The following is a 21,078-nucleotide window of genomic DNA, read 5'->3' as shown; positions in this document are numbered from 1 at the left end:
CGCAGAGCGGTCTCACCCCCGCGAGAGAAGCGATGCTCCAGGCCATCGGACTGACCAGTGCCCCCCGCCGTGACCTCCCGCCCGCCGTGGACGACCTCACCTTCGAGGCGCGGCCCGGGAGGGTGACCGCCCTGCTCGGTGATCCGGGTGCGGGCAAGACGACCGCCCTCCGGCTGATGCTGGAACTGGAGGCGGGCCGCGGTGTCACGTACTTCCGCGGACGCCCCCTGCACCGGATCGCCCATCCCGCCCGCGAGGTCGGGGTCCTCCTCGGCGACGTGCCCGGGCACCCGGCCCGGACGGTCCGGGGCCAGCTGCGGATGCTGTGCGCGGCGGTCGGCGTACCGGCCTCCCGGGCCGACGAGATGCTCGACGTCGTCGGCATGGCGGGCCTGCGCGACCAGCGGCTCGGTGCCCTGTCCGCCGGGATGGACCGGCGGCTCGGTCTCGCCGCCGCACTGCTCGCCGACCCCTGCACCCTGCTGCTGGACGAGCCGGCCGCCGGTCTCTCCGCGCGGGAGCAGAGCTGGCTGCACGGGCTGCTGCGCAGCCATGCCGAACTGGGCGGGGTCGTCCTCTTCACCACGGACGACGCCAAGGAGGCAGCGCGCTGCGCGGACCGGGTGGTCAGCATCGACGGCGGACGGCTCGTCGCCGACCAGGAGGCCGTGGAGTTCGCGCGGACCCGGCTGCGCCCGAGGGTGGCCGTCCGGACTCCGCACGCCCCGCGGCTGGCGGCTCTGCTCGGCCGCGAGGCCAGGGCCGCCCAACGCTCCGTCGAGGTCGTCGAAGAGGGGGGCAACCGGCTCTCCGTGTACGGCAGCAGCTGTGCGGAGATCGGTGAGACGGCGTTTCTGAACGGTGTCCTCGTGCACCAGCTCGCCGACGAGACCGGCGACTCGGGGCCCTCCGCCGTCCCCCGGCCCGCCGTAGAGCCCGGCTCGCAGGAGGGCGGTGCTGCGGTGCGGACACCGGCCCGCGGCTTCGCCGGGGCCGGGACCGGGGCCGCTGCTGCGGTGCCGTATCCACGACGGGCTGCGGCCGGTGGGCCGGTGTCGGCGGTGCGCCGGGTCGGCGGACCGCTGCGGCCCTTCCGGTACGAGCTGCGACGGATCGCGGGGACGCGGACCGCCGCCGTGGTGACCGCCGTGTCGGTGGTGCTGTCCGTGCTGCTCGCCGTGGTCACCGCGCGTGCCGGCGGTGCGGCGCAGCCTCGGCTGCTGGCGGCCTGGCCCGGGTACCTGCCGCTGCCGCCCGCGGCGCTGGGGGCGGGGTTGCTCGGTGCGCTCGCGTTCGGTGAGGAGTACCGGTACCCCGCCCTCGCGGCCGACCGCGGGACCGTCCCGCGGCGGCTGGGCCTGCTCACCGCCAAGCTCGCGGTCACCGCCGGGCTCGCGCTGCTGATCGGGGCGCTGGCCGTGCTCGCGGACGGGGCCGCGCTGCGGCTGGTGTTCGACACCGACCTGGTCCGGACAACCGCCAACCCGCTGACTCCGGCCGTGAGTTGGGCCGGGCTGCTGATCGGTTGTGCCTGGGCGGGAGTGCTCGCCTCCGGCGTCTTCCGGTCGGCAACGGCCGGTCTGGCGGCCGTCGTCGCGGTGCCGGTGCTGGTGGTGCCCCTGGTGCGCAAGGCGTTTGCGGGGCCGTCCGCGTACGACACCTCGGGGATCGCGGCCCGGCTGCGCGGGCTGGCCTGGGCGCACTGGCCGCCGGAGGCCGACCGCCTCGTGCTCGGCGCGTTCCGGATGCTCGCCCAACCCGTGGGCACCGCACTGGTGTTGTCCTTGGTGGTCCTGATGTGCGCGTACGGGTTCACGGGCCTGCGCAGTCGGGTTCGTTGGTGACCGTTCGGCATCGCAATCCGGCCGGATTACCCCGCACGGACCACAACTCCCCGGGATGTGCCCGTTTCCTTACGATAAGTCGTCAATTGCGCAGGTGGCACCGATCACCCTTTCGTGTGCTTTTCACCAAAGACCTCAAGGGGCGTGGAACCGCGGCCGACAAAGGATTCGTGAGTACCCTTGCGCACACCATGATGACCGCCGCCCGCCACGCCGACTCCGGCCTCGCCGGCCCGGGCGAACTCGACCGCTACCCCTACGCGGAAGCCCCCGGCCCCGACCGCGTCGGACCGCCCCACTGGGACGGTGCCGACGTCGACCTGGCCCGGGTCGGCCGCCGCGCGGCCGGCAGCCGGGGCCGCGGCCTGCACGGCCAACTCGTCCAGCAGCTCGGTCAGATGATCGTCTCCGGGGACCTCGGCGCGGACCGCCCGCTGGTGCCCGAGGAGATCGGCCAGCGTTTCGAGGTCTCCCGCACCGTCGTCCGGGAATCGCTGCGCGTCCTGGAGGCCAAGGGCCTGGTCAGCGCCCGCCCCAACGTCGGCACCCGGGTGCGCCCGGTCAGCGACTGGAACCTGCTCGATCCCGACATCATCGAGTGGCGCGCCTTCGGCCCCCAGCGCGAGGACCAGCGCCGCGAGCTGAACGAGCTCCGCTGGACCATCGAGCCGCTGGCCGCCCGCCTCGCCGCCGGCCACGGCCGCGCCGACGTCCAGCAGCGTCTCTCCGACATGGTCGAGATCATGGGCCACGCCCTCGCCCAGGGTGACGGGATCACTTTCTCCCGCGCCGACAACGAGTTCCACGGCCTGCTCATCCAGGTCGCCGGAAACCGCATGCTGGAGCACCTCTCCGGCATCGTCTGCGCCGCCCTCCAGGTCTCCGGCAACCCCGTGACCTCGTGTGACCGCCCGAGCGAGACCTCCGTGGCCCACCACGGCCGGATCGTCGAGGCGCTCGCCGCCAACGACCCCCAGGGCGCCGAGAACGCCATGCGCCAGCTCCTGATGGTGCATCCGGAGGTGGAGCGGGTCGTCCCGGCACCGCGCGAGCACTGACGGGCCGGGCAGCCCCCGCCGGGGCGTGCTCGCCGCCGTGCCACGGTGGCTGTGACCGGGTGTCGCCGGGCCTCGCGGGGGGTCCGGCGACAGCGGTGCGAGCGGCCGCCGGCCGCCCCCCGCACGGCGCGCCACGCCGTCGTTCGGCGCCGGATCCGAGGCGGATGTGACTCGGGCCACGAAGATTGGGCGTAACGCTCCGCGAGGTCATGCGATGACTTAAGTGGTGATGGCCGACGGAGGGAACACAGCAGCCGTTGCGGGTGCTGTGCAGCTCCCCAGGCCCCTGCCCGCGCCGCCGTCCCTCCCGGCCGGTGGTCGTCGGCTCCGGTCCAGCACCAGGCCGGGGTCGGAAGCCGTTCCCATCGTTCCGAGAGGTTGTTCGTGTCGGCCAGCACATCCCGTACGCTCCCGTCGGAGATCGCCGAGTCCGAGTCTGTGATGGCACTCATCGAGCGGGGCAAGGCCGAGGGGCAGATCGCCGGCGATGACGTGCGTCGGGCCTTCGAGGCTGACCAGATTCCGCCAACCCAGTGGAAGAATGTTCTTCGCAGCCTCAACCAGATCCTTGAGGAAGAGGGTGTGACGCTGATGGTCAGTGCCGCGGAGTCGCCCAAGCGCGCCCGCAAGAGCGTCGCAGCCAAGGCCCCGGTCAAGCGTGCGCCCGCCAAGACCGTCCCCGCGAAGCCGGCGGCCGTGAAGGCCGCGGAGCCGGAGGCCCCGGCGGCCGGGACGGCCGGGACGGCGGATGTGGACGCCCCTGAGGACGAGACCGGGACGGAGGCCGCCAAGAAGGCCGTGGCCAAGAAGACGGCGGCGAAGAAGGCCGCGCCGGCCAAGAAGACCGCAACGAAGAAGACGGCCGCCAAGAAGACCGCCGCCAAGAAGGACTCCGACGAGCCCGGTGAGGAAGAGGCGCTCGAAGAGGGCCCCGGCGGGAAGCCCGGCGAGGGCGAGGAAGAGGAGACCGGCGAGGCCAAGGGCTTCGTGCTCTCCGACGACGACGAGGACGACGCCCCCGCCCAGCAGGTCGCCGTGGCCGGTGCCACCGCCGACCCGGTCAAGGACTACCTCAAGCAGATCGGCAAGGTCCCGCTCCTCAACGCCGAGCAGGAGGTCGAGCTCGCCAAGCGGATCGAGGCCGGCCTCTTCGCCGAGGACAAGCTGGCCAACGCCGACAAGCTGGCCCCCAAGCTCAAGCGCGAGCTGGAGATCATCGCCGAGGACGGCCGCCGCGCCAAGAACCACCTGCTGGAGGCCAACCTCCGCCTCGTGGTCTCGCTGGCCAAGCGCTACACCGGCCGCGGCATGCTGTTCCTGGACCTGATCCAGGAGGGCAACCTCGGCCTGATCCGCGCGGTGGAGAAGTTCGACTACACCAAGGGCTACAAGTTCTCCACGTACGCGACCTGGTGGATCCGGCAGGCGATCACCCGCGCCATGGCCGACCAGGCCCGCACCATCCGCATCCCGGTGCACATGGTCGAAGTGATCAACAAGCTGGCGCGCGTGCAGCGCCAGATGCTCCAGGACCTGGGCCGCGAGCCCACCCCGGAGGAGCTGGCCAAGGAACTCGACATGACCCCCGAGAAGGTCATCGAGGTCCAGAAGTACGGCCGTGAGCCGATCTCCCTGCACACCCCGCTCGGCGAGGACGGTGACAGCGAGTTCGGCGACCTCATCGAGGACTCCGAGGCCGTGGTCCCGGCCGACGCCGTCTCCTTCACGCTCCTCCAGGAGCAGCTGCACTCGGTGCTCGACACCCTCTCCGAGCGCGAGGCGGGCGTGGTGTCCATGCGCTTCGGCCTCACCGACGGCCAGCCCAAGACCCTCGACGAGATCGGCAAGGTCTACGGGGTCACCCGTGAGCGGATCCGGCAGATCGAGTCCAAGACGATGTCGAAGCTGCGCCACCCGTCGCGGTCCCAGGTGCTGCGCGACTACCTCGACTGATCCGGCGCAGGGTGCCCGAGGGCCCCGCGCAGACGCTCACCGGAGGCCCGGTGTCCCGACCGTGGGACACCGGGCCTCCGCCGTGCGCGCGGGTGCGGCGCAGGGCACCCCGTACCACCCTGGGTGGGGTCATGCACACACTGCGTCAGGAGGCCCCATGCGTCGTCCCTTTGCCCGCACCCTGGCGGGAGCGCTCTCCCTGGCTGCGGGCGCGGCCGTGGCGCCCCTGGCCCCGGCGGCCCCCGCCGCCGCCGACAGCGTCGTGATCGGCGGCCGGCCGGTCCGGGTGTCGGACAGCCCGTGGGTCGTGGCCCTGGCGAGCCGTGACCGGTTCGGGGGTACGCGGGCGGGCCAGTTCTGCGGGGGCGTGGTGGTCGCCCCCGCGAAGGTGCTCACCGCCGCGCACTGCCTGGCCCGGCAGGTGATCGGCGGCCCGGTCGAGTCGCTGCGGGACCTGCGGGTGGTCGTCGGGCGGACCGAGCTGCTGGGAGCGGACGGGCACGAGGTCGAGGTGCGGGAGGCCCGCGTCAATCCCGCGTACGACCGTATGACCAACGCGGGCGATCTCGCGGTACTGACACTCGCCGAAGCCGTTCCGGCACGCTACGTACTCCCGATGGCCGGGCCGGGGGACGAGGCGTACGCGCCGGGGACCGAAGCGGCCGTATACGGCTGGGGTGACACGAGCGGCTACGGGGACTACGTGACCGGGCTAAGGTCCGCGCAGGTGACGGTGTTCGACGACGCGGCCTGCGAGGAGGCCTATCCCGGGGGCCCGGACGGCCGCTACCGGGCCGACGCGATGGTCTGCGCAGGAGACAGCCGGGGCGGCCGGGACGCCTGCCAGGGAGACAGCGGAGGGCCGCTGGTGGCCCACGGGAAGCTGATCGGGCTGGTCTCCTGGGGCCGCGGCTGCGGGCGTGCCGACAGCCCGGGGGTGTACACGCGGATCGCCCCGCTCATCGGGCTGGTCGAGGGCTGAGCGGAACGGTCCGGGCGCGGACATGAGGACGGGCGGTCTCCCCTGGTTCGCAGGGGGACCGCCCGTCGACCGGTCCTGGACCGGTCCTGGCTCGTCGGGATGGAGGCCTGTCAGCGTTCCTCGGTGTCGGCGCTGGCCTGGACGGCCGTGAGCCGCTCGGTCTCATCCTGTATTTCCGCGGCGATCTTCTTGAGTTCCGGCTCGAACTTGCGCCCGTGGTGGGCGCAGAAGAGCAGTTCACCGCCGCTCAGCAGGACGACGCGCAGATATGCCTGGGCGCCACAACGGTCGCATCGGTCAGCGGCCGTCAGCGGGGTCGCGGGGGTCAGAACAGTAGTCACGTCGCCTCTTCTCTAGCTCGACGAGCTGTCGTACCAGGGTCAACATCCAACCAGGCCGAAAACGTTCCCGCTCGCGGCTTTTCCTCGAAACTTTTCCTTCCGAGCTGGCCGGCTGTTGCCGGTTGGCGGCGAAGGAGCCGTATTGCGTTGCTTTACGGTTTCGCGTTGTTGTCGTTGTCGGTCGCAGTCCCCGGGCCTTCCGGCGGGTGCCGGTTGTTCATGAGGACGTGCCCGAACCCTAAATGGTTCATGCCTCGAAGGGAACGTGATGTTTGCTTCACTCCATCGAGGGATCGAACATCCGTACGGTTCTGGACTAGGCTGGAGAAGCCGCAAGGGTGGCGTTGCACCGGCTCTACCAGGCCTCGGTACCCTCTGAGCGGTGGCCGACCCACCCCTGAGCCCGAACGGGCCAGAAGAGAAATTCAGCGAGGAGCGAACTGCGTGACCGCCGACACGTCCGTGCCTTCCAGCGCGCTGCTGACCGGAGCAGACCGGGACGGCTCCAACTACACCGCGCGGCACCTGCTCGTCCTCGAAGGGCTCGAGGCGGTCCGCAAGCGTCCCGGCATGTACATCGGGTCCACGGACAGCCGTGGCCTGATGCACTGCCTCTGGGAGATCATCGACAACTCCGTCGACGAGGCCCTGGGCGGGTTCTGCGACCACATCGAGGTCGTGCTCCACGACGACCAGTCCGTCGAGGTCCGGGACAACGGCCGCGGCATCCCGGTCGACGTCGAGCCCAAGACCGGCCTGTCCGGCGTCGAGGTCGTCATGACCAAGCTGCACGCCGGCGGCAAGTTCGGCGGTGGCTCGTACGCGGCCTCCGGCGGCCTGCACGGCGTGGGCGCCTCGGTCGTCAACGCCCTCTCCGCCCGTCTCGACGTCGAGGTCGACCGCAACGGAGCCACCCACGCGATCAGCTTCCGCCGCGGCGTCCCCGGCCTCTTCGCCGAAGCCGGCCCCGAGGCCGCCTTCGACCCGGCGAACGGCCTGGTCAAGGGCAAGCGCGTACCCAAGACCCGGACCGGCACCCGGGTGCGCTACTGGGCCGACCGCCAGATCTTCCTCAAGGACGCCCGGCTCTCGCTGGAGACCCTCTACCAGCGGGCCCGCCAGACCGCCTTCCTGGTACCCGGCCTGACCATCGTCGTCCGCGACGAGCGGGGCATCGACGGCGCCGGCAAGACCGAGGAGGTCTTCCGCTTCGACGGCGGCATCAGCGAGTTCTGCGAGTACCTCACCCAGGACAAGGCGGTCTGCGACGTGCTCCGGCTGACCGGCCAGGGCACCTTCAAGGAGACGGTCCCGGTCCTCGACGACCGCGGCCACATGACCCCCACCGAGGTCACCCGCGAGCTCGGCGTGGACATCGCGCTGCGCTGGGGCACCGGCTACGACAGCACGGTCAAGTCCTTCGTGAACATCATCGCCACCCCCAAGGGCGGCACCCACGTGAGCGGCTTCGAGCGCTCGGTCACCAAGACCGTGAACGAGGTGCTCCGCTCGGCCAAGCTGCTCCGCGTCGCCGAGGACGACGTGGTCAAGGACGACGCGATGGAAGGCATGACGGCCGTCGTGACCGTCCGTCTCGCCGAGCCGCAGTTCGAAGGCCAGACCAAGGAGGTGCTCGGCACCTCCGCGGCCGCCCGGATCGTGGCCGCGGTGGTCGCCCGCGAGCTCAAGGCCTTCCTGACCTCCACCAAGCGGGACGACAAGCAGCAGGCCCGCGCCGTGATGGAGAAGGTCGTCGCGGCCGCCCGGACCCGGATCGCGGCCCGCCAGCACAAGGAGGCGCAGCGCCGCAAGACCGCGCTGGAGTCCTCCTCGCTGCCCGCCAAGCTGGCCGACTGCCGCAGCGACGACGTCGAGCGCAGCGAGCTGTTCATCGTCGAGGGCGACTCCGCGCTCGGCACCGCGAAGCTCGCCCGGAACTCCGAGTTCCAGGCCCTCCTGCCCATCCGCGGCAAGATCCTCAACGTCCAGAAGTCGTCGGTCTCGGACATGCTCAAGAACGCCGAGTGCGGCGCGATCATCCAGGTCATAGGAGCCGGCTCGGGCCGGACCTTCGACATCGACGCGGCGCGCTACGGCAAGATCGTCCTGCTCGTCGACGCCGACGTCGACGGCGCCCACATCCGCTGCCTGCTGCTCACGCTCTTCCAGCGCTACATGCGGCCGATGGTCGAGGCCGGCCGGGTCTTCGCGGCCGTGCCGCCGCTGCACCGGATCGAGCTCGTCCAGCCCAAGAAGGGCCAGGACAAGTACGTCTACACGTACTCGGACAACGAGCTGCGCCAGACGCTGCTGGAGTACCAGCGCAAGGGCGTCCGCTACAAGGACTCGATCCAGCGCTACAAGGGTCTCGGCGAGATGGACGCCGACCAGCTCGCAGAGACCACGATGGACCCGCGCCACCGCACCCTGCGCCGGATCAACATCGGCGACCTGGACTCGGCGGAGCAGGTGTTCGACCTGCTGATGGGCAACGAGGTCGCCCCGCGCAAGGAGTTCATCACCGGCTCCGCGGCCACCCTGGACCGCTCGCGCATTGACGCCTGATTCCCGGGCGGCCGGGGGACACCGGACCCGTGGCGCTCTTCACCCTGTCACCTGATGGGGTGAAGAGCGCCGAGACGCGAGTCCGGAAACCGCCCCTCCGCACATCCTTGTGGGCACGCAGCCACTGCGGCCGCGGGCAAGGAGTGTGCGGTGGACAAGCACGAAGGGCGTGATGCCGGAACGATCCGGCTCGACGACCCCTGGTACGACGCCCTCGCGTCGGGCTGGGGCGAGGGCGGGGAGCCGGCCATGGCGCCCGCCGCCCCCGCCGGCCCCGGCCGCACCGACCGGCCGGACACCGGTACGGCTGCCATCTACCTGGAAGTCCAGCGCAGCGCCGCATTCCAGGAGGTGCGCAGCCGCTACCGCGGGTTCGTCGTCCCCGCCACCGCCGCCTTCCTCGCCTGGTACCTCGCGTACGTGCTCACCGCCGTGGCCGCGCCCGGGCTGATGGCCCGTCCGGTGCTCGGCGCCGTGAACGTGGCGCTGGTCGCCGGGCTCGCCCAGTTCCTCACGACCTTCCTGCTGACCTGGGCCTACGCCCGGCACGCCCGGCTCCGCCGGGACCGGGCCGCGCTCGACCTGCGCTGGACGGTCTTCGAGCAGGAGCGGGGCCGGGGACACGGCAGGGAGAGCGGGCGGTGAGCGGCCCGGCACTGGCAGCGGGCGCCCTGACTTCCGGACCGCAGACCGGCCACCAGACCCTCGCCCTGGTCCTGTTCAGCAGCTTCGTCGCGGTCACCCTGGCCATCACCACCTGGGTGAGCCGCAGCCGGCGGGGCTCGGCCGAGGAGTTCTACGCCGGGGGCCGGCTCTTCTCCCCGATGGAGAACGGTTTCGCCATCGCGGGCGACTACATGTCCGCGGCGTCCTTCCTCGGCATCTCCGGACTGATCGCGCTGTTCGGCTACGACGGGCTGCTGTACTCCGTCGGCTTCCTGGTGGCCTGGCTGGTCGTGCTCTTCCTGGTCGCCGAGCTGGTCCGCAACTGCGGCCGCTTCACGCTGGCCGACGTGGTGGCCGCGCGGATGAGCGAGCGGCCCGTGCGGATCGCCGCCGGCAGTTCCTCCGTGGCCGTCTCGGTGCTCTACCTGGTCGCGCAGATGGTCGGCGCCGGCAGCCTGGTCAGCCTGCTGCTCGGCACCCACAGCGGCGCGGCGCGGGTCTGGACGGTGATCGGAGTGGGCGCGCTGATGGTGGTCTACGTGGCCTTCGGCGGGATGCGCGCCACCACGTGGATCCAGATCGTCAAGGCCGTGCTGCTCATGGGCGGTGCCGTCACCCTGACCGTGCTGGTCATGGTGAAGTTCCACGGGAACTTCAACCAGCTCCTGCTGTCCGCCGCCGAGCGCAGCGGGCACGGCGAGCGGTTCCTCGGACCCGGGCTGAAGTACGGCGGGGACTGGACCGCCCGGTTCGACTTCCTGAGCCTGGGCCTGGCGCTCGTCCTCGGCACCGCGGGCCTGCCGCACATCCTGTCCCGCTTCTACACCGTGCCGACGGCCCGTGCCGCCCGCCGGTCCGTGGTCTGGGCGATCGGCCTGATCGGCGGGTTCTACCTGATGACGATCGTGCTCGGGTTCGGCGCCGCCGCGCTGGTCGGCCCCGACGACGTCCGCGCCTCGAACGCCTCCGGCAACACCGCCGTACCGCTGCTCGCCCTGGTCCTCGGCGGCGGCAGCGGCACCACCGGCGGCACCGTGCTGTTCTCCGTCGTCGCCGCCATCGCCTTCGCCACCATCCTGGCGGTCGTCGCCGGAATCACCCTCGCCTCCTCCGCCTCCGTCGCCCACGACCTGTACGCCTCGCTCAGGCGCAAGCACGCCCGCCAGCGCAGCGAGGTGGCCGTGGCGCGGGTCGCGTCCGTGGGCATCGGGACCCTGGCGATCGGGCTCGGACTGCTCGCCCGGGACCTCAACGTCGCCTTCCTGGTCGGCCTCGCCTTCGCCGTGGCCGCCTCGGCGAACCTGCCCGTGCTCATGTACGCGCTGTTCTGGCGCGGATTCACCACCCGGGGCGCGGTCTGGTCGGTGTACGGCGGGCTGGTGCCGGCGGTCCTGCTGGTGGTGTTGTCACCTGTGGTCTCCGGCAGCCCCGACGCCCTGTTCCCCGGGGTGGACTTCCAGGTGTTCCCGCTGCAGAACCCGGGGATCGTCTCGATCCCGCTCGGCTTCCTGGCCGGCTGGCTGGGCACCGTCACCTCCCGCGAGGAGCCCGACGAGGCCCGGCACGCCGAGACCGAGGTGCGGGCCCTGACCGGGGCGGGCGCGGTCTGAGACGTCCGGGGGCTCAGGGGCCGGCCGGGACCCACTCGTACCGGTGCTCGGGGCGTCCGGTCTCGCCGTAGCGGAGGCTGAGGCGGACCCGGCCGCTGCGCTCCAGCAGCTTCAGGTAGCGCTGGGCGGTCTGCCGGCTGACCCCGGCCCGCTCGGCGATCTCCTGGGCGGACAGGGTGCCGTCCGCGGCCCTGAGGACCTGGCGGACCAGCTCGGCGGTCGTGGGGGAGTGGCCCTTGGGGAGCTCCACCGGTGCGCCGGCCGCGGCCAGCGCACCGAAGATCCGGTCCACCTCGGCCTGCTCCGCCTCGCCGCCCGCGGCCAGGGTGCGGCGCAGCGCCGCGTACGCCTCCAGCTTGGCCCGCAGCCCGGCGAAGGCGAACGGCTTGACCAGGTACTGGAGGGCGCCCAGCCGCATGGCGGACTGCACGGTGGCCAGGTCACGGGCCGCCGTCACCATGATCACGTCGGTGTGCCGGCCCAGCTCGCGCAGCCGCCGTACCAGGTCGAGGCCGGTGCCGTCGGGCAGGTAGTGGTCCAGGAGCACCAGGTCCACCGGGTGCCCCTCGACGTACGCGAGAGCCTCGGCCGCGGAGTGCACCCGGGCCACCGGCCGGAAACCGGGAACCTTCGCCACGTACGCCGCGTTCACCAGGGCGACACCCCGGTCGTCGTCCACCACCAGCACGTCGATCATCCGGTCGGTCACCGCAGGGCCTCAGGGAGCACGACGGCGAACTCCGCGCCGCCGTCCGCTGCCTCGGCGGCGTGCGCGCTGCCGCCCTGCCGCTCGGCCAGCCTGCGCACCAGGGCGAGGCCCAGACCGCGCTTGCCGTGCGCCGAAGGCTGCTTCGTGGACCAGCCCTCGGTGAAGATCTGCTCGCGCTGGCCGGCGGGCACGCCCGGTCCGCTGTCCCGGACCCGCACCACCACGGCCTGCCCCTCTGCCGCCAGTGCCACCTCGACCCGGGGTGCCGCGGAACCGGCCGCCGCGTCGAGGGCGTTGTCGACCAGGTTGCCGAGGACGGTCACCAGCCCGCCCGGGTCGACCAGCCGGTCGGGCAGCAGGGTGTCGTCGGACAGCCGCAGGGCCACGCCGCGTTCGGCGGCGACCGTCGCCTTGCCGACCAGCAGGGCCGCCAGCAGCGGGTCCTGCACCCGCTCGGTCACCTGCTCGGCCGTGGCCCGGTGCACCCCCACGACCTCGGTCACGTACTCGGCCGCCTCCTCGTGCAGGCCGAGTTCCAGCAGGCCGAGCAGGGTGTGCAGCCGGTTGGCGTGCTCGTGGTCCTGAGCCCGCAGGGCGTCGATCAGGCCGCGCGTCGAGTCCAGCTCGCGGCCCAGCTGCTCCAGCTCGGTACGGTCGCGCAGCGTGGCCACGGCGCCGCCGTCCTCGGTGGGCATCCGGTTGGCGACCAGCACCCGGGGCCCCTGCACGGCCAGCAGGTCCTCGCCGGTGACCCGGCCCGCCAGCACGTCAGCGGTGCGCCCGCCGCCCAGCACCTCGTCCAGCGGGCGGCCCGCCGCGTCCGGTCCCAGCCCGAGCAGCCGCTGGGCCTCGTCGTTCACCAGCCGGATCCGGCCGTCCGCATCGAGTGCGACGAAGCCCTCGCGGATCGAGTGGAGCATCGCCTCGCGCTCCGCGAGCAGCGCCGAGATGTCGGAGAAGGCCAGGTCACGGGTCTGCCGCTGGATCCGCCGGGAGATCAGGTAGGCGGCGAGCGCGCCCGCCGCCAGGGCGCCGCCCGCGTAGGCGAGCAGCCCCGGGATGGCCCCGAGCAGCCGGTCGCGGACGCTGTCGTACGCGATGCCGACCGAGACCGCGCCGACGATCCGCCCGCTCGCGTCGCGCAGTGGCACCTTGCCGCGGGCGGTCCGCCCGAGGGTGCCGTCGTCGATCTCCATGACCTCACGGCCGGCCAGCGCCTCCGCGGGGTCGGTGGACACGTGCCGGCCGATCCGGTCGGGGCTGGGGTGCGAGCGGCGGATGCCCTGGAGGTCGAGGACGACGACGTACTCGGCGCCGGTGGCCTGCCGGACCCGCTCCGCGGCCGTCTGCACCGGCCCGTCCGGCACCGGGCGCCCGGCCAGCAGGTCCTCGGCGAGGCGCGGGTCGGCTGCCGTGCCCTGCGCGATGGCGAGCGCGCGACGCATCGCCTGGTCGTCCAGCTGGCTGCTGAGCGGCGCCAGGAACAGGCCGGTCGCCAGCACGGTCACGCCCGCGGCGATCGCCAGCTGCATCAGCAGGACCTGCGAGAACACCCGCCGGGGCAGCATCCTCCTCAGGTGCCCCGACCTGCTGTCCCGTACCGGTGTCGCGCTCATGGGTACGAACGGTAGAACGGCGCCCGGGCTTTCCGGAACCCCGGACCGCACCCGCGCCTGGCTACCATCGGGCAGGTGACCAGCAGGCAGCCCATCCCCGTCGTCGTCCTCGCCGGATTCCTCGGATCCGGCAAGACCACCCTGCTCAACCACCTGCTGCGCACCAGCCGCGGCACACGCATCGGGGTGGTGGTCAACGACTTCGGGTCGATCGAGATCGATGCGATGAAGGTGGCCGGCCAGGTCGGGGACTCCATGGTCTCGATCGGCGGCGGCTGCCTGTGCTGCGCGGTCGACGGCAGCGAGCTCGACGCGTACCTGGCGAAGCTCGCGGCACCCGAGCACCGGATCGACGTGATCGTCATCGAGGCGAGCGGGCTGGCCGAGCCGCAGGAAATGGTCCGGATGCTGGTCGCCGCCGAGAACCCCGCAGTCCGCTACGGCGGCATGGTGGAGGTCGTGGACGCGGCCGAGTTCGACGCCACCCGGGACCGGCACCCGGAGACCGACCGGCACCTCGCCGTCGCCGATCTCGTCGTCCTGAACAAGGCCGACCGGGTCGCCGCCGACGCGCTCGACCGGATCGGGGCCGTGGTGGCCGGGCTGTGCCCCGGCACGCCGCTGGTGCGCGCCGACCACGGCCGGATCGACCCGGGGCTGCTCTTCGACCGCCGGCCGTGGACCGAGACGCGGGGGCAGCTCTCGTTCGAGGACCTGGTGGCCGAGGCCGAGGATCACGAGCGGGCGGGCCGTGCCGACCACGTGCACACGGCGTACGAGACCGTCGAGTTCACGTCGGAGCAGGCGCTGAGTCCGCGCCGCCTGATCGACTTCCTCGACCGCAGGCCGGCCGGGCTCTACCGGATCAAGGGCCAGGTGTACTTCGGCGTCCCCGGACACCCCGAGAAGTACGAGGTCCACGCCGTGGGCCGGTTCCTCGGCTTCACCCCGCAGCCCTGGGGCCGGGACGAGGAGCGCGTGACCCGGCTCGTCCTGATCGGCTCCGGCACGGACCGCGAGGCCCTGCTGGCGGAGCTGGCGGCCTGCCGCGAACCCCGGCCGCAGGACACCGCGCCGGAGGCGATGTGGGGGGTGCTGCGGTACGTGGAGCGGCCCGGGGACGCAGCGGGCACCGGGCCTGCCGGCGCGGAACCGGAACCCGATGCGGAGCCGGATGCCGGGATCGGGCCGGACTTCGAGCCGGTGCCGGACTTCGCTGCCGACCTGGACTTCGGGCCCGGGCCGGGAGCCGAGGCGGACGTCGACCCCTTCGACCCGGAAGACGACTTCGGCCCGGAAGGCGACTTCGGCCCGGACCCGGACGGCGGGCCCGACGACGACGCGTACCTGGCGCTGTACCCGGACCTGGACGCGGACCGGGCCCCCGGCGTCCCGTCGTAGCCCGGGTCACGCCCGGCTCGGGGCCGTACGCCCACCTCCTAGGCCACGTCGATCCCGTGGTCGCCGAGCAGGTCCGCCAGGCCGCCGCGGTAGCCCTTGCCGCCGGCGACGAAGTCCCAGTCGCCGTTCGGCCGGCGCCGGAAGGAGCCGAGCACCAGGGCGGTCTCGCCTGGACGTCCGTCGGAGACCTCGAGCGTGCCGAGTTCCTCCCCGGAGGCGTCCAGGAGCCGGATCCGGGCGTCCGTGAAACCGGCCAGGTCGGCGGCAGGGTCGGTCTCCGGGTCCACCGCGGCCACCAGCACCAGCCGGTCCGCCGATGCCGGCAGGGCCTCGAAGGAGACCTCCACGGCCGCCCGGTCCGGGGGCGTGTGGGTGCCCGAGCGGACCGAGCCGTCCGGGGTCTGCGGGTTGTTGAAGTAGACGAAGTGCTCGTCGCCGAGCGCCCGGCTGCCGGTGCACACCAGTGCGCACACGTCGAGCACCACCGAGCCGGACCAGGACATCCCCAGCACGTTGTGCTCGGAGCTCGTGCGCGGCGACGGAACACGGGGTTCCACAGCGGCCTGCGCCGGCGCCCGCGAGGCTGCTGCCGCCCGGCTCCGCCCACCCGCGCCGCCACCGCCCGCCGCGGCCCCGCCCGGGCCCAGCCGGCCCCGCAGCCCGTGCCGGTGCAGCAGCTCGACCAGGTCGGGGCCGGAGACCAGCTCCAGCGGCTTGCCCTCGGCGAAGCGGTGCGAGCCCGGGCCGAAAGACGAGGTGGTGACCAGCACGCCCTTGTTCGCCCCGGCGTCCTGCACCGTGCCGTACAGGTCCCGGACCGCGGTCGGCGGCACCGTGTTCCGGTAGCGCTTGACCTGGACCACGATCCGGCCGCCGCGGATCGGCGCCGGGTCCACCGCCTCCACGTCCACTCCGCCGTCCCCCGACCGCTGGGTGGTCACCGCCTCCATGCCCATCGCCCGGAACAGCTCCGCGACCAGGTGCTCGAAGTCGATCGGGTCCATCGCGAACAGGTCCGGTTCGTCGCCCTGCGCCGCCGCGGCCGCGGCCGCGCCGCCGTGCGTGACCACGTCCGCGCCGACTTCCTCGGGCAGCCGCCCGGGGCGGACCGCGGTCAGCTGGTCGGGACGCGCGGACAGCTGCCCGCGCAGGCCCTCCACCAGGCAGTCCACCGCGCTCACCTGCTCCAGGTGCAGGCCCTGGAAGGTGCCGCGGGCGGCCGTGACGCTCGCCAGCACCAGCCGGGCCTGCCGGCCCGTCACCGGATCGTGGTCGTCCACGAAACCGTTGACCACCACCGAGTCGAGCGCCCCGAACTCGTCCGCCGCGTACACCTCGCGCAGTACCAGCAGCAGGCACTGGGCGAGCGCGTCCCGGTACAGGGCCCGCCGCTGGGTGACCGGGCGGGCGGTCTCCCGGTCCTCGTCGGTGCTCGCCACGAACCGTACGGACTTGGCCTGCGGGACGATCCCGAACCCCGGCAGCTCCCAGGCCAGCACCAGCTCGCGGAGCCGGCTGTCGTACGCCGCCGCCACCTGCCGGGGGAGTTCCTGCGGCCAGGCCGCGGACGCGTAGAGGGCGGCGGAGAAGTAGTCCACGACCGCGTCGGGGTCGCCGTCGCGCAGGGCCTGCGCCTGCGCGGCCAGACCGTCGTTGTGGGCGCGGATCCCGGCCAGCTGCTCGGCCGCCCAGCGGTCGTAGCCGGCCCGGTACTCGGCCAGGTCCTGACGGCGCCGGGCCTCGGCGGCCTGCGCGGTCTGCCAGGCCTCCGTATAGCGGGCGTGGGCCTCGCGCTCGGCCCGCTCCCGGCGGCCGGCCGTCAGCCCCCAGCCGGTCTGCGGCTGGAAGTAGCGCAGTTCGGGCATCGGGACGGGCTGGGCGAGGGCGCCCGGGTCGAACGGCTGCACCTCTTCGGGACGGCGCATGACGGTCATCCGGAACGCGGGCGTCCGGCAGCCGGCCGCCAGCATCCCCTGGAGCCGGGCCACTTCCGCCTCGATCTGCTCGGTCTGCCCCCGGGCCTCGGCCTCACGGTGCCGGCGGTACGCCGCCTGGTGCTCGCGCTGACTGCGCGCCAGTTCGCGCTCGTACGCCCGCTGCCGGCGCTCGCTCTCCCGCTGCTGCGCCAGCCGGGCCTGGTCGTGCTGCCGCTGGGCCTCGGCCCAGATGCCGGCCGGCCCACTCGATCGACGGCTCATGCGCTGTGCCTACCCCCACCTTCGGTCCCTGCCACCGACTGTAGTTGAGGGCCGGACGGATCAGGCCTGATCGGGATGATCAGGCCTGATCCACGGCGGCAGGAGTGCCTGCCGTACGTCCTACAGCGCCGGGCCGGCGACCACCGCGACCGGCGATCCCAGCGCCGCGCCCGAGCCGTCGCGGCGCGGGTCGGGGGCCGGGAGCTCGGCCGGAGTGCCGTTGGCCGCGGCGGCGCGGGCCGGACCCGCACCCGCCCAGGCCAGCACCAGCAGGTCCTCGCCCTTCAGGAACCGCTGGCAGCGCACGCCGCCGGTGGCCCGGCCCTTGCGCGGGTACTGGTCGAACGGGGTCAGCTTCGCCGTGGCCACCGAATCGTCCAGGGTGCCGTGCGAACCGGCCACGCTGAACACGTAGGCGTCGGCCGCCGGGTCCACCGCGGAGAAGTGGATGACCTTCGCCCCCTCGGACAGCTTGATGCCGGCCATGCCGCCGGCCGGCCGGCCCTGCGGCCGCACCTGCCCGGCCGGGTAGCGCAGCAGCTGGGCGTCGTCGGTGATGAAGACGAGGTCCTCCTCGCCCGTGCGCAGCTCGACCGCGCCGACGATCCGGTCGCCCTCCTTGAGGGTGATGACCTCCAGCTCGTCCTTGTTGGCCGGATAGTCCGGCACCACCCGCTTCACCACGCCCTGCTCGGTGCCGAGCGCCAGGCCGGGGGAGGACTCGTCGAGCGTGGTCAGGCAGACCACCTTCTCGTCCGGCTCCAGCCCCGAGAGGAACTCGGTGAGCGGAGCCCCGCCGGCGAGGTTGGGCGCCGCGTGGGTGTCGGGGAGCTGCGGCAGGTCGATGACCGACAGCCGCAGCAGCCGGCCTGTGGAGGTCACGGCGCCGACCTCGGCCCGCGCGGTGGCCGGCACCGAGGACACGATCAGGTCGTGCCGCGCCCGCTTGCCGTCGCCCTCGGGCAGCGGCTCGCCCGTCGTGGTGCGGGCCAGCAGGCCCGTCGAGGACAGCAGCACCCGGCACGGGTCGTCCGCGACCTCCAGCGGCACCGCGGCGACCGGCGAACCCGCCGACTCCAGCAGCACGGTGCGCCGCTCGGTGCCGAACTTCTTCGCGACCGCGGCGAGTTCCGCCGAGACCAGCTTGCGCAGCTCGGTGTCCGACTCCAGGATCCCGGTCAGCTCGTCGATCTCGCCGGTGAGGCGGTCGCGCTCCGACTCCAGCTCCAGCCGGTCGAACTTGGTCAGACGGCGCAGCGGGGTGTCGAGGATGTACTGGGTCTGCACCTCGCTCAGCGAGAAGTGCCCGATCAGGCGCTCCTTCGCCTGCGCCGAGTTCTCGCTGGACCGGATCAGGCGGATGACCTCGTCGATGTCGAGCAGGGCCACGAGCAGGCCCTCGACCAGGTGCAGCCGGTCCCGGCGCTTGGTGCGGCGGAACTCGCTGCGGCGCCGGACGACCTCGAAGCGGTGGTCGAGGTAGACCTCCAGCAGCTCCTTGAGGCCCAGGGTGAGCGGCTGGCCGTCTACGAGCGCGACGTTGTTGATGCCGAAGGACTCCTCCATCGGCGTCAACTTGTACAGCTGCTCGAGTACCGCCTCCGGGTGGAAGCCGTTCTTGATCTCGATGACCAGGCGCAGGCCGTGCGAGCGGTCGGTGAGGTCCTTGACGTCCGCGATGCCCTGCAGCTTCTTCGAGCCGACCAGGTCCTTGATCTTGGCGATGACCTTCTCGGGGCCCACCGTGAACGGCAGTTCCGTGACGACCAGGCCCTTGCGGCGGGCGGTCACGTCCTCCACCGACGCCGTGGCACGGATCTTGAACGTGCCGCGGCCGTTCTCGTAGGCGTCCTTGATGCCGGAAAGGCCCACGATCCGGCCGCCGGTGGGCAGGTCGGGACCCGGCACGAAGCGCATCAGCGCCTCCAGGTCCGCGTGCGGGTGGCGGATCAGGTGGCGGGCGGCCGCGACGACCTCGCCGAGGTTGTGCGGCGGCATGTTGGTGGCCATGCCGACCGCGATCCCCGACGAGCCGTTGACCAGCAGGTTGGGGTACGCGGCGGGCAGCGCGACCGGCTCGCGCTCCTGGCCGTCGTAGTTGGGCGTGAAGTCGACCGTGTCCTCGTCGATGGACTCCGTCATGAGCGAGGTGGCGTCCGCCATCCGGCACTCGGTGTACCGCATCGCGGCCGGCGGGTCGTCATTGCCCAGCGAGCCGAAGTTGCCGTGGCCGTCGACCAGCGGCACCCGCATCGAGAACGGCTGCGCCATGCGCACCAGCGCGTCGTAGATCGAGGCGTCGCCGTGCGGGTGCAGCTTGCCCATGACCTCGCCGACGACGCGGGCGCACTTCACGTACCCGCGGTCGGGGCGCAGGCCCATCTCGTTCATCTGGTAGACGATGCGGCGGTGCACCGGCTTCAGGCCGTCCCGCGCGTCCGGCAGGGCCCGCGAGTAGATCACCGAGTAGGCGTACTCAAGGAAGGAGCCCTGCATTTCGTCGACGACGTCGATGTCGAGGATCTTCTCCTCGAAATCCTCCGGCGGCGGGGTCTTCGTGCTGCGGCGGGCCATCGCTGCTGCGGCTCCTTACCAAGGTCTGGGTCTGACGCGGTCCATTGTGGACCGCCGCTCTGACAACGCCGACCCCGACCCAGGGGTGACCGGGAACTTCTCCGGGTGTCGGCACGCTTGCATACAGTGGCAGGGCTGACAGAAAACCCTGCATCGCGATCGAAGGGACCACATGCCCATGGGTCACACGGCCACAGCTCAGGACGCCACCGGCGGCCTGTCGGCTACCGAGCACCGCCTGGCCAACGGCCTGCGCGTGGTGCTCTCCGAGGACCACCTGACCCCGGTCGCGGCGGTCTGCCTCTGGTACGACGTGGGTTCGCGCCACGAGGTCAAGGGGCGCACGGGTCTGGCTCACCTCTTCGAGCACCTGATGTTCCAGGGCTCCGCGAGCGTACCCGGCAACGGGCACTTCGAGCTGGTCCAGGGTGCGGGCGGGTCCCTCAACGGCACCACCAGCTTCGAGCGGACCAACTACTTCGAGACCATGCCCGCCCACCAGCTGGAGCTCGCGCTCTGGCTGGAGGCCGACCGCATGGGCTCCCTGCTGACCGCCCTCGACGAGGAGTCGATGGAGAACCAGCGGGACGTCGTCAAGAACGAGCGCCGCCAGCGCTACGACAACGTGCCGTACGGCACCGCCTTCGAGCGCCTGACGGCCCTGGCCTACCCCGAGGGCCACCCGTACCACCACACCCCGATCGGCTCGATGGCCGACCTGGACGCGGCCTCGCTGGAGGACGCGCGGAACTTCTTCCGTACGTACTACGCCCCCAACAACGCGGTGCTGTCGGTCGTCGGCGACATCGACCCCGAGCTGACCCTCGCCTGGATCGAGAAGTACTTCGGCTCCATCCCCTCGCACGACGGCAAGCAGCCCCCGCGGGACGGCTCGCTGCCCGAGACCATGGGCGGCCAGCTGCGCGAGGAGATCGCCGAGGACGTGCCGGCCCGCGCGCTGATGGCTGCGTACCGGCTGCCGCACGACGGCACCCGCGAGTGCGACGCCGCGGACCTGGCGCTGACCGTGCTCGGCGGCGGAGAGTCCTCTCGCCTGCACAACCGCCTGGTGCGCCGCGACCAGACGGCCGTGGCCGCCGGCTTCGGCCTGCTGCGGCTGGCCGGCGCGCCCTCGCTGGGCTGGCTGGACGTCAAGACCTCCGGTGGCGTGGACGTGCCCCGCATCGAGGCCGCGGTCGACGAGGAGCTGGCCCGGTTCGCCGCCGAGGGGCCGACCGCTGAGGAGATGGAGCGTGCCCAGGCCCAGCTGGAGCGCGAGTGGTTGGACCGGCTCGGCACGGTCGCCGGCCGCGCCGACGAACTCTGCCGGTACGCCGTCCTCTTCGGCGACCCGCAGCTGGCGCTGACCGCCGTCGGGCGGGTCCTCGACGTCACCGCCGAGGAGGTCCAGGCCGTGGCCGCCGCCCGGCTGCGCCCCGACAACCGCGCGGTGCTCGTGTACGAGCCGCTCGCCCAGGGCGCGGACGGGGACCCCGAAGAGACGGATGCGGCCGAGGCGGCCGCCGGACAGCACGACGACACCGAGAAGGCGGCCCAGTGA

Annotated in this window: 13 protein-coding genes and 1 pseudogene; 9 read left to right on the top strand and 5 right to left on the bottom strand. The window is 72.6% G+C overall.

What is annotated here, in order from left to right; genetic code table 11:
- Window positions 1-32: 32 nt before the first annotated feature.
- The 4 genes from LG634_RS02495 to LG634_RS02480 all read left to right on the top strand — a co-directional run bounded on the left by LG634_RS02495 (window position 33) and on the right by LG634_RS02480 (window position 5,837).
- Window positions 33-1,844, top strand: a complete 1,812-nt coding sequence (locus LG634_RS02495) for an ATP-binding cassette domain-containing protein (RefSeq protein WP_226731930.1) — start codon at window positions 33-35, stop codon at window positions 1,842-1,844.
- Between the two features lie 170 nt (window positions 1,845-2,014).
- A complete protein-coding gene (locus LG634_RS02490) occupies window positions 2,015-2,902 on the top strand; it encodes a FadR/GntR family transcriptional regulator (RefSeq protein ID WP_226731877.1) in 888 nt (295 codons plus the stop codon).
- A 384-nt stretch (window positions 2,903-3,286) separates the two neighbouring features.
- Window positions 3,287-4,855, top strand: a complete 1,569-nt coding sequence (locus LG634_RS02485) for an RNA polymerase sigma factor (RefSeq protein ID WP_308072224.1) — start codon at window positions 3,287-3,289, stop codon at window positions 4,853-4,855.
- A 157-nt stretch (window positions 4,856-5,012) separates the two neighbouring features.
- A complete protein-coding gene (locus tag LG634_RS02480) occupies window positions 5,013-5,837 on the top strand; it encodes a serine protease (RefSeq protein WP_226731876.1) in 825 nt (274 codons plus the stop codon).
- 110 nt (window positions 5,838-5,947) lie between these two features.
- On the opposite strand, the gene LG634_RS02475 is transcribed toward LG634_RS02480, so the two are convergent.
- Window positions 5,948-6,178, bottom strand: a complete 231-nt coding sequence (locus LG634_RS02475; protein WP_226731875.1) for a DUF7455 domain-containing protein — start codon at window positions 6,176-6,178, stop codon at window positions 5,948-5,950.
- Between the two features lie 444 nt (window positions 6,179-6,622).
- Here LG634_RS02475 and LG634_RS02470 point away from each other — a divergent pair, with 444 nt between their 5' ends.
- The 3 genes from LG634_RS02470 (at window position 6,623) to LG634_RS02460 (ending at window position 11,019) form a co-directional block, all read left to right on the top strand.
- Window positions 6,623-8,743 (top strand): DNA gyrase/topoisomerase IV subunit B, encoded by a 2,121-nt coding sequence (locus tag LG634_RS02470; RefSeq protein WP_226731874.1) that lies wholly within the window; start codon window positions 6,623-6,625, stop codon window positions 8,741-8,743.
- A gap of 150 nt (window positions 8,744-8,893) precedes the next feature.
- The gene (locus LG634_RS02465) at window positions 8,894-9,388 is read left to right on the top strand and encodes a DUF485 domain-containing protein (RefSeq protein ID WP_226731873.1); all 495 of its coding nucleotides are present in this window, start codon (window positions 8,894-8,896) and stop codon (window positions 9,386-9,388) included.
- 26 nt (window positions 9,389-9,414) lie between these two features.
- The gene (locus tag LG634_RS02460) at window positions 9,415-11,019 is read left to right on the top strand and encodes a monocarboxylic acid transporter (RefSeq protein WP_226731928.1); all 1,605 of its coding nucleotides are present in this window, start codon (window positions 9,415-9,417) and stop codon (window positions 11,017-11,019) included.
- Window positions 11,020-11,032: 13 nt separating this feature from the next.
- Here LG634_RS02460 and LG634_RS02455 read toward each other — a convergent pair whose 3' ends face one another.
- Both LG634_RS02455 and LG634_RS02450 read right to left on the bottom strand, forming a co-directional pair.
- Window positions 11,033-11,716: a response regulator gene (locus tag LG634_RS02455; protein ID WP_226731927.1), complete on the bottom strand. Its 684-nt coding sequence runs from the start codon at window positions 11,714-11,716 to the stop codon at window positions 11,033-11,035.
- Window positions 11,717-11,724: 8 nt separating this feature from the next.
- Complete coding sequence (locus LG634_RS02450; protein ID WP_226731872.1) at window positions 11,725-13,344, bottom strand: ATP-binding protein; 1,620 nt, start codon at window positions 13,342-13,344, stop codon at window positions 11,725-11,727.
- A 75-nt stretch (window positions 13,345-13,419) separates the two neighbouring features.
- Here LG634_RS02450 and LG634_RS02445 point away from each other — a divergent pair.
- Window positions 13,420-14,466, top strand: a pseudogene (locus LG634_RS02445) (CobW family GTP-binding protein); the annotation flags it as partial.
- Between the two features lie 317 nt (window positions 14,467-14,783).
- Here the strand turns inward: LG634_RS02445 and LG634_RS02440 are convergent.
- Together LG634_RS02440 and LG634_RS02435 are read right to left on the bottom strand one after the other, a co-directional pair.
- Window positions 14,784-16,943, bottom strand: a complete 2,160-nt coding sequence (locus LG634_RS02440; protein WP_226731870.1) for a restriction endonuclease — start codon at window positions 16,941-16,943, stop codon at window positions 14,784-14,786.
- Window positions 16,944-17,063: 120 nt separating this feature from the next.
- Window positions 17,064-19,517: a DNA gyrase/topoisomerase IV subunit A gene (locus LG634_RS02435; RefSeq protein WP_226731869.1), complete on the bottom strand. Its 2,454-nt coding sequence runs from the start codon at window positions 19,515-19,517 to the stop codon at window positions 17,064-17,066.
- A 178-nt stretch (window positions 19,518-19,695) separates the two neighbouring features.
- Between LG634_RS02435 and LG634_RS02430 the strand changes: the two genes are divergently transcribed.
- Window positions 19,696-21,078: a M16 family metallopeptidase gene (locus LG634_RS02430; RefSeq protein ID WP_226731926.1), complete on the top strand. Its 1,383-nt coding sequence runs from the start codon at window positions 19,696-19,698 to the stop codon at window positions 21,076-21,078.

The sequence above is a fragment of the Streptomyces bambusae genome, assembly GCF_020532645.1.
Lineage (GTDB): Bacteria > Actinomycetota > Actinomycetes > Streptomycetales > Streptomycetaceae > Streptomyces > Streptomyces bambusae.
This window is presented reverse-complemented; position numbering and strand designations above follow the sequence as displayed.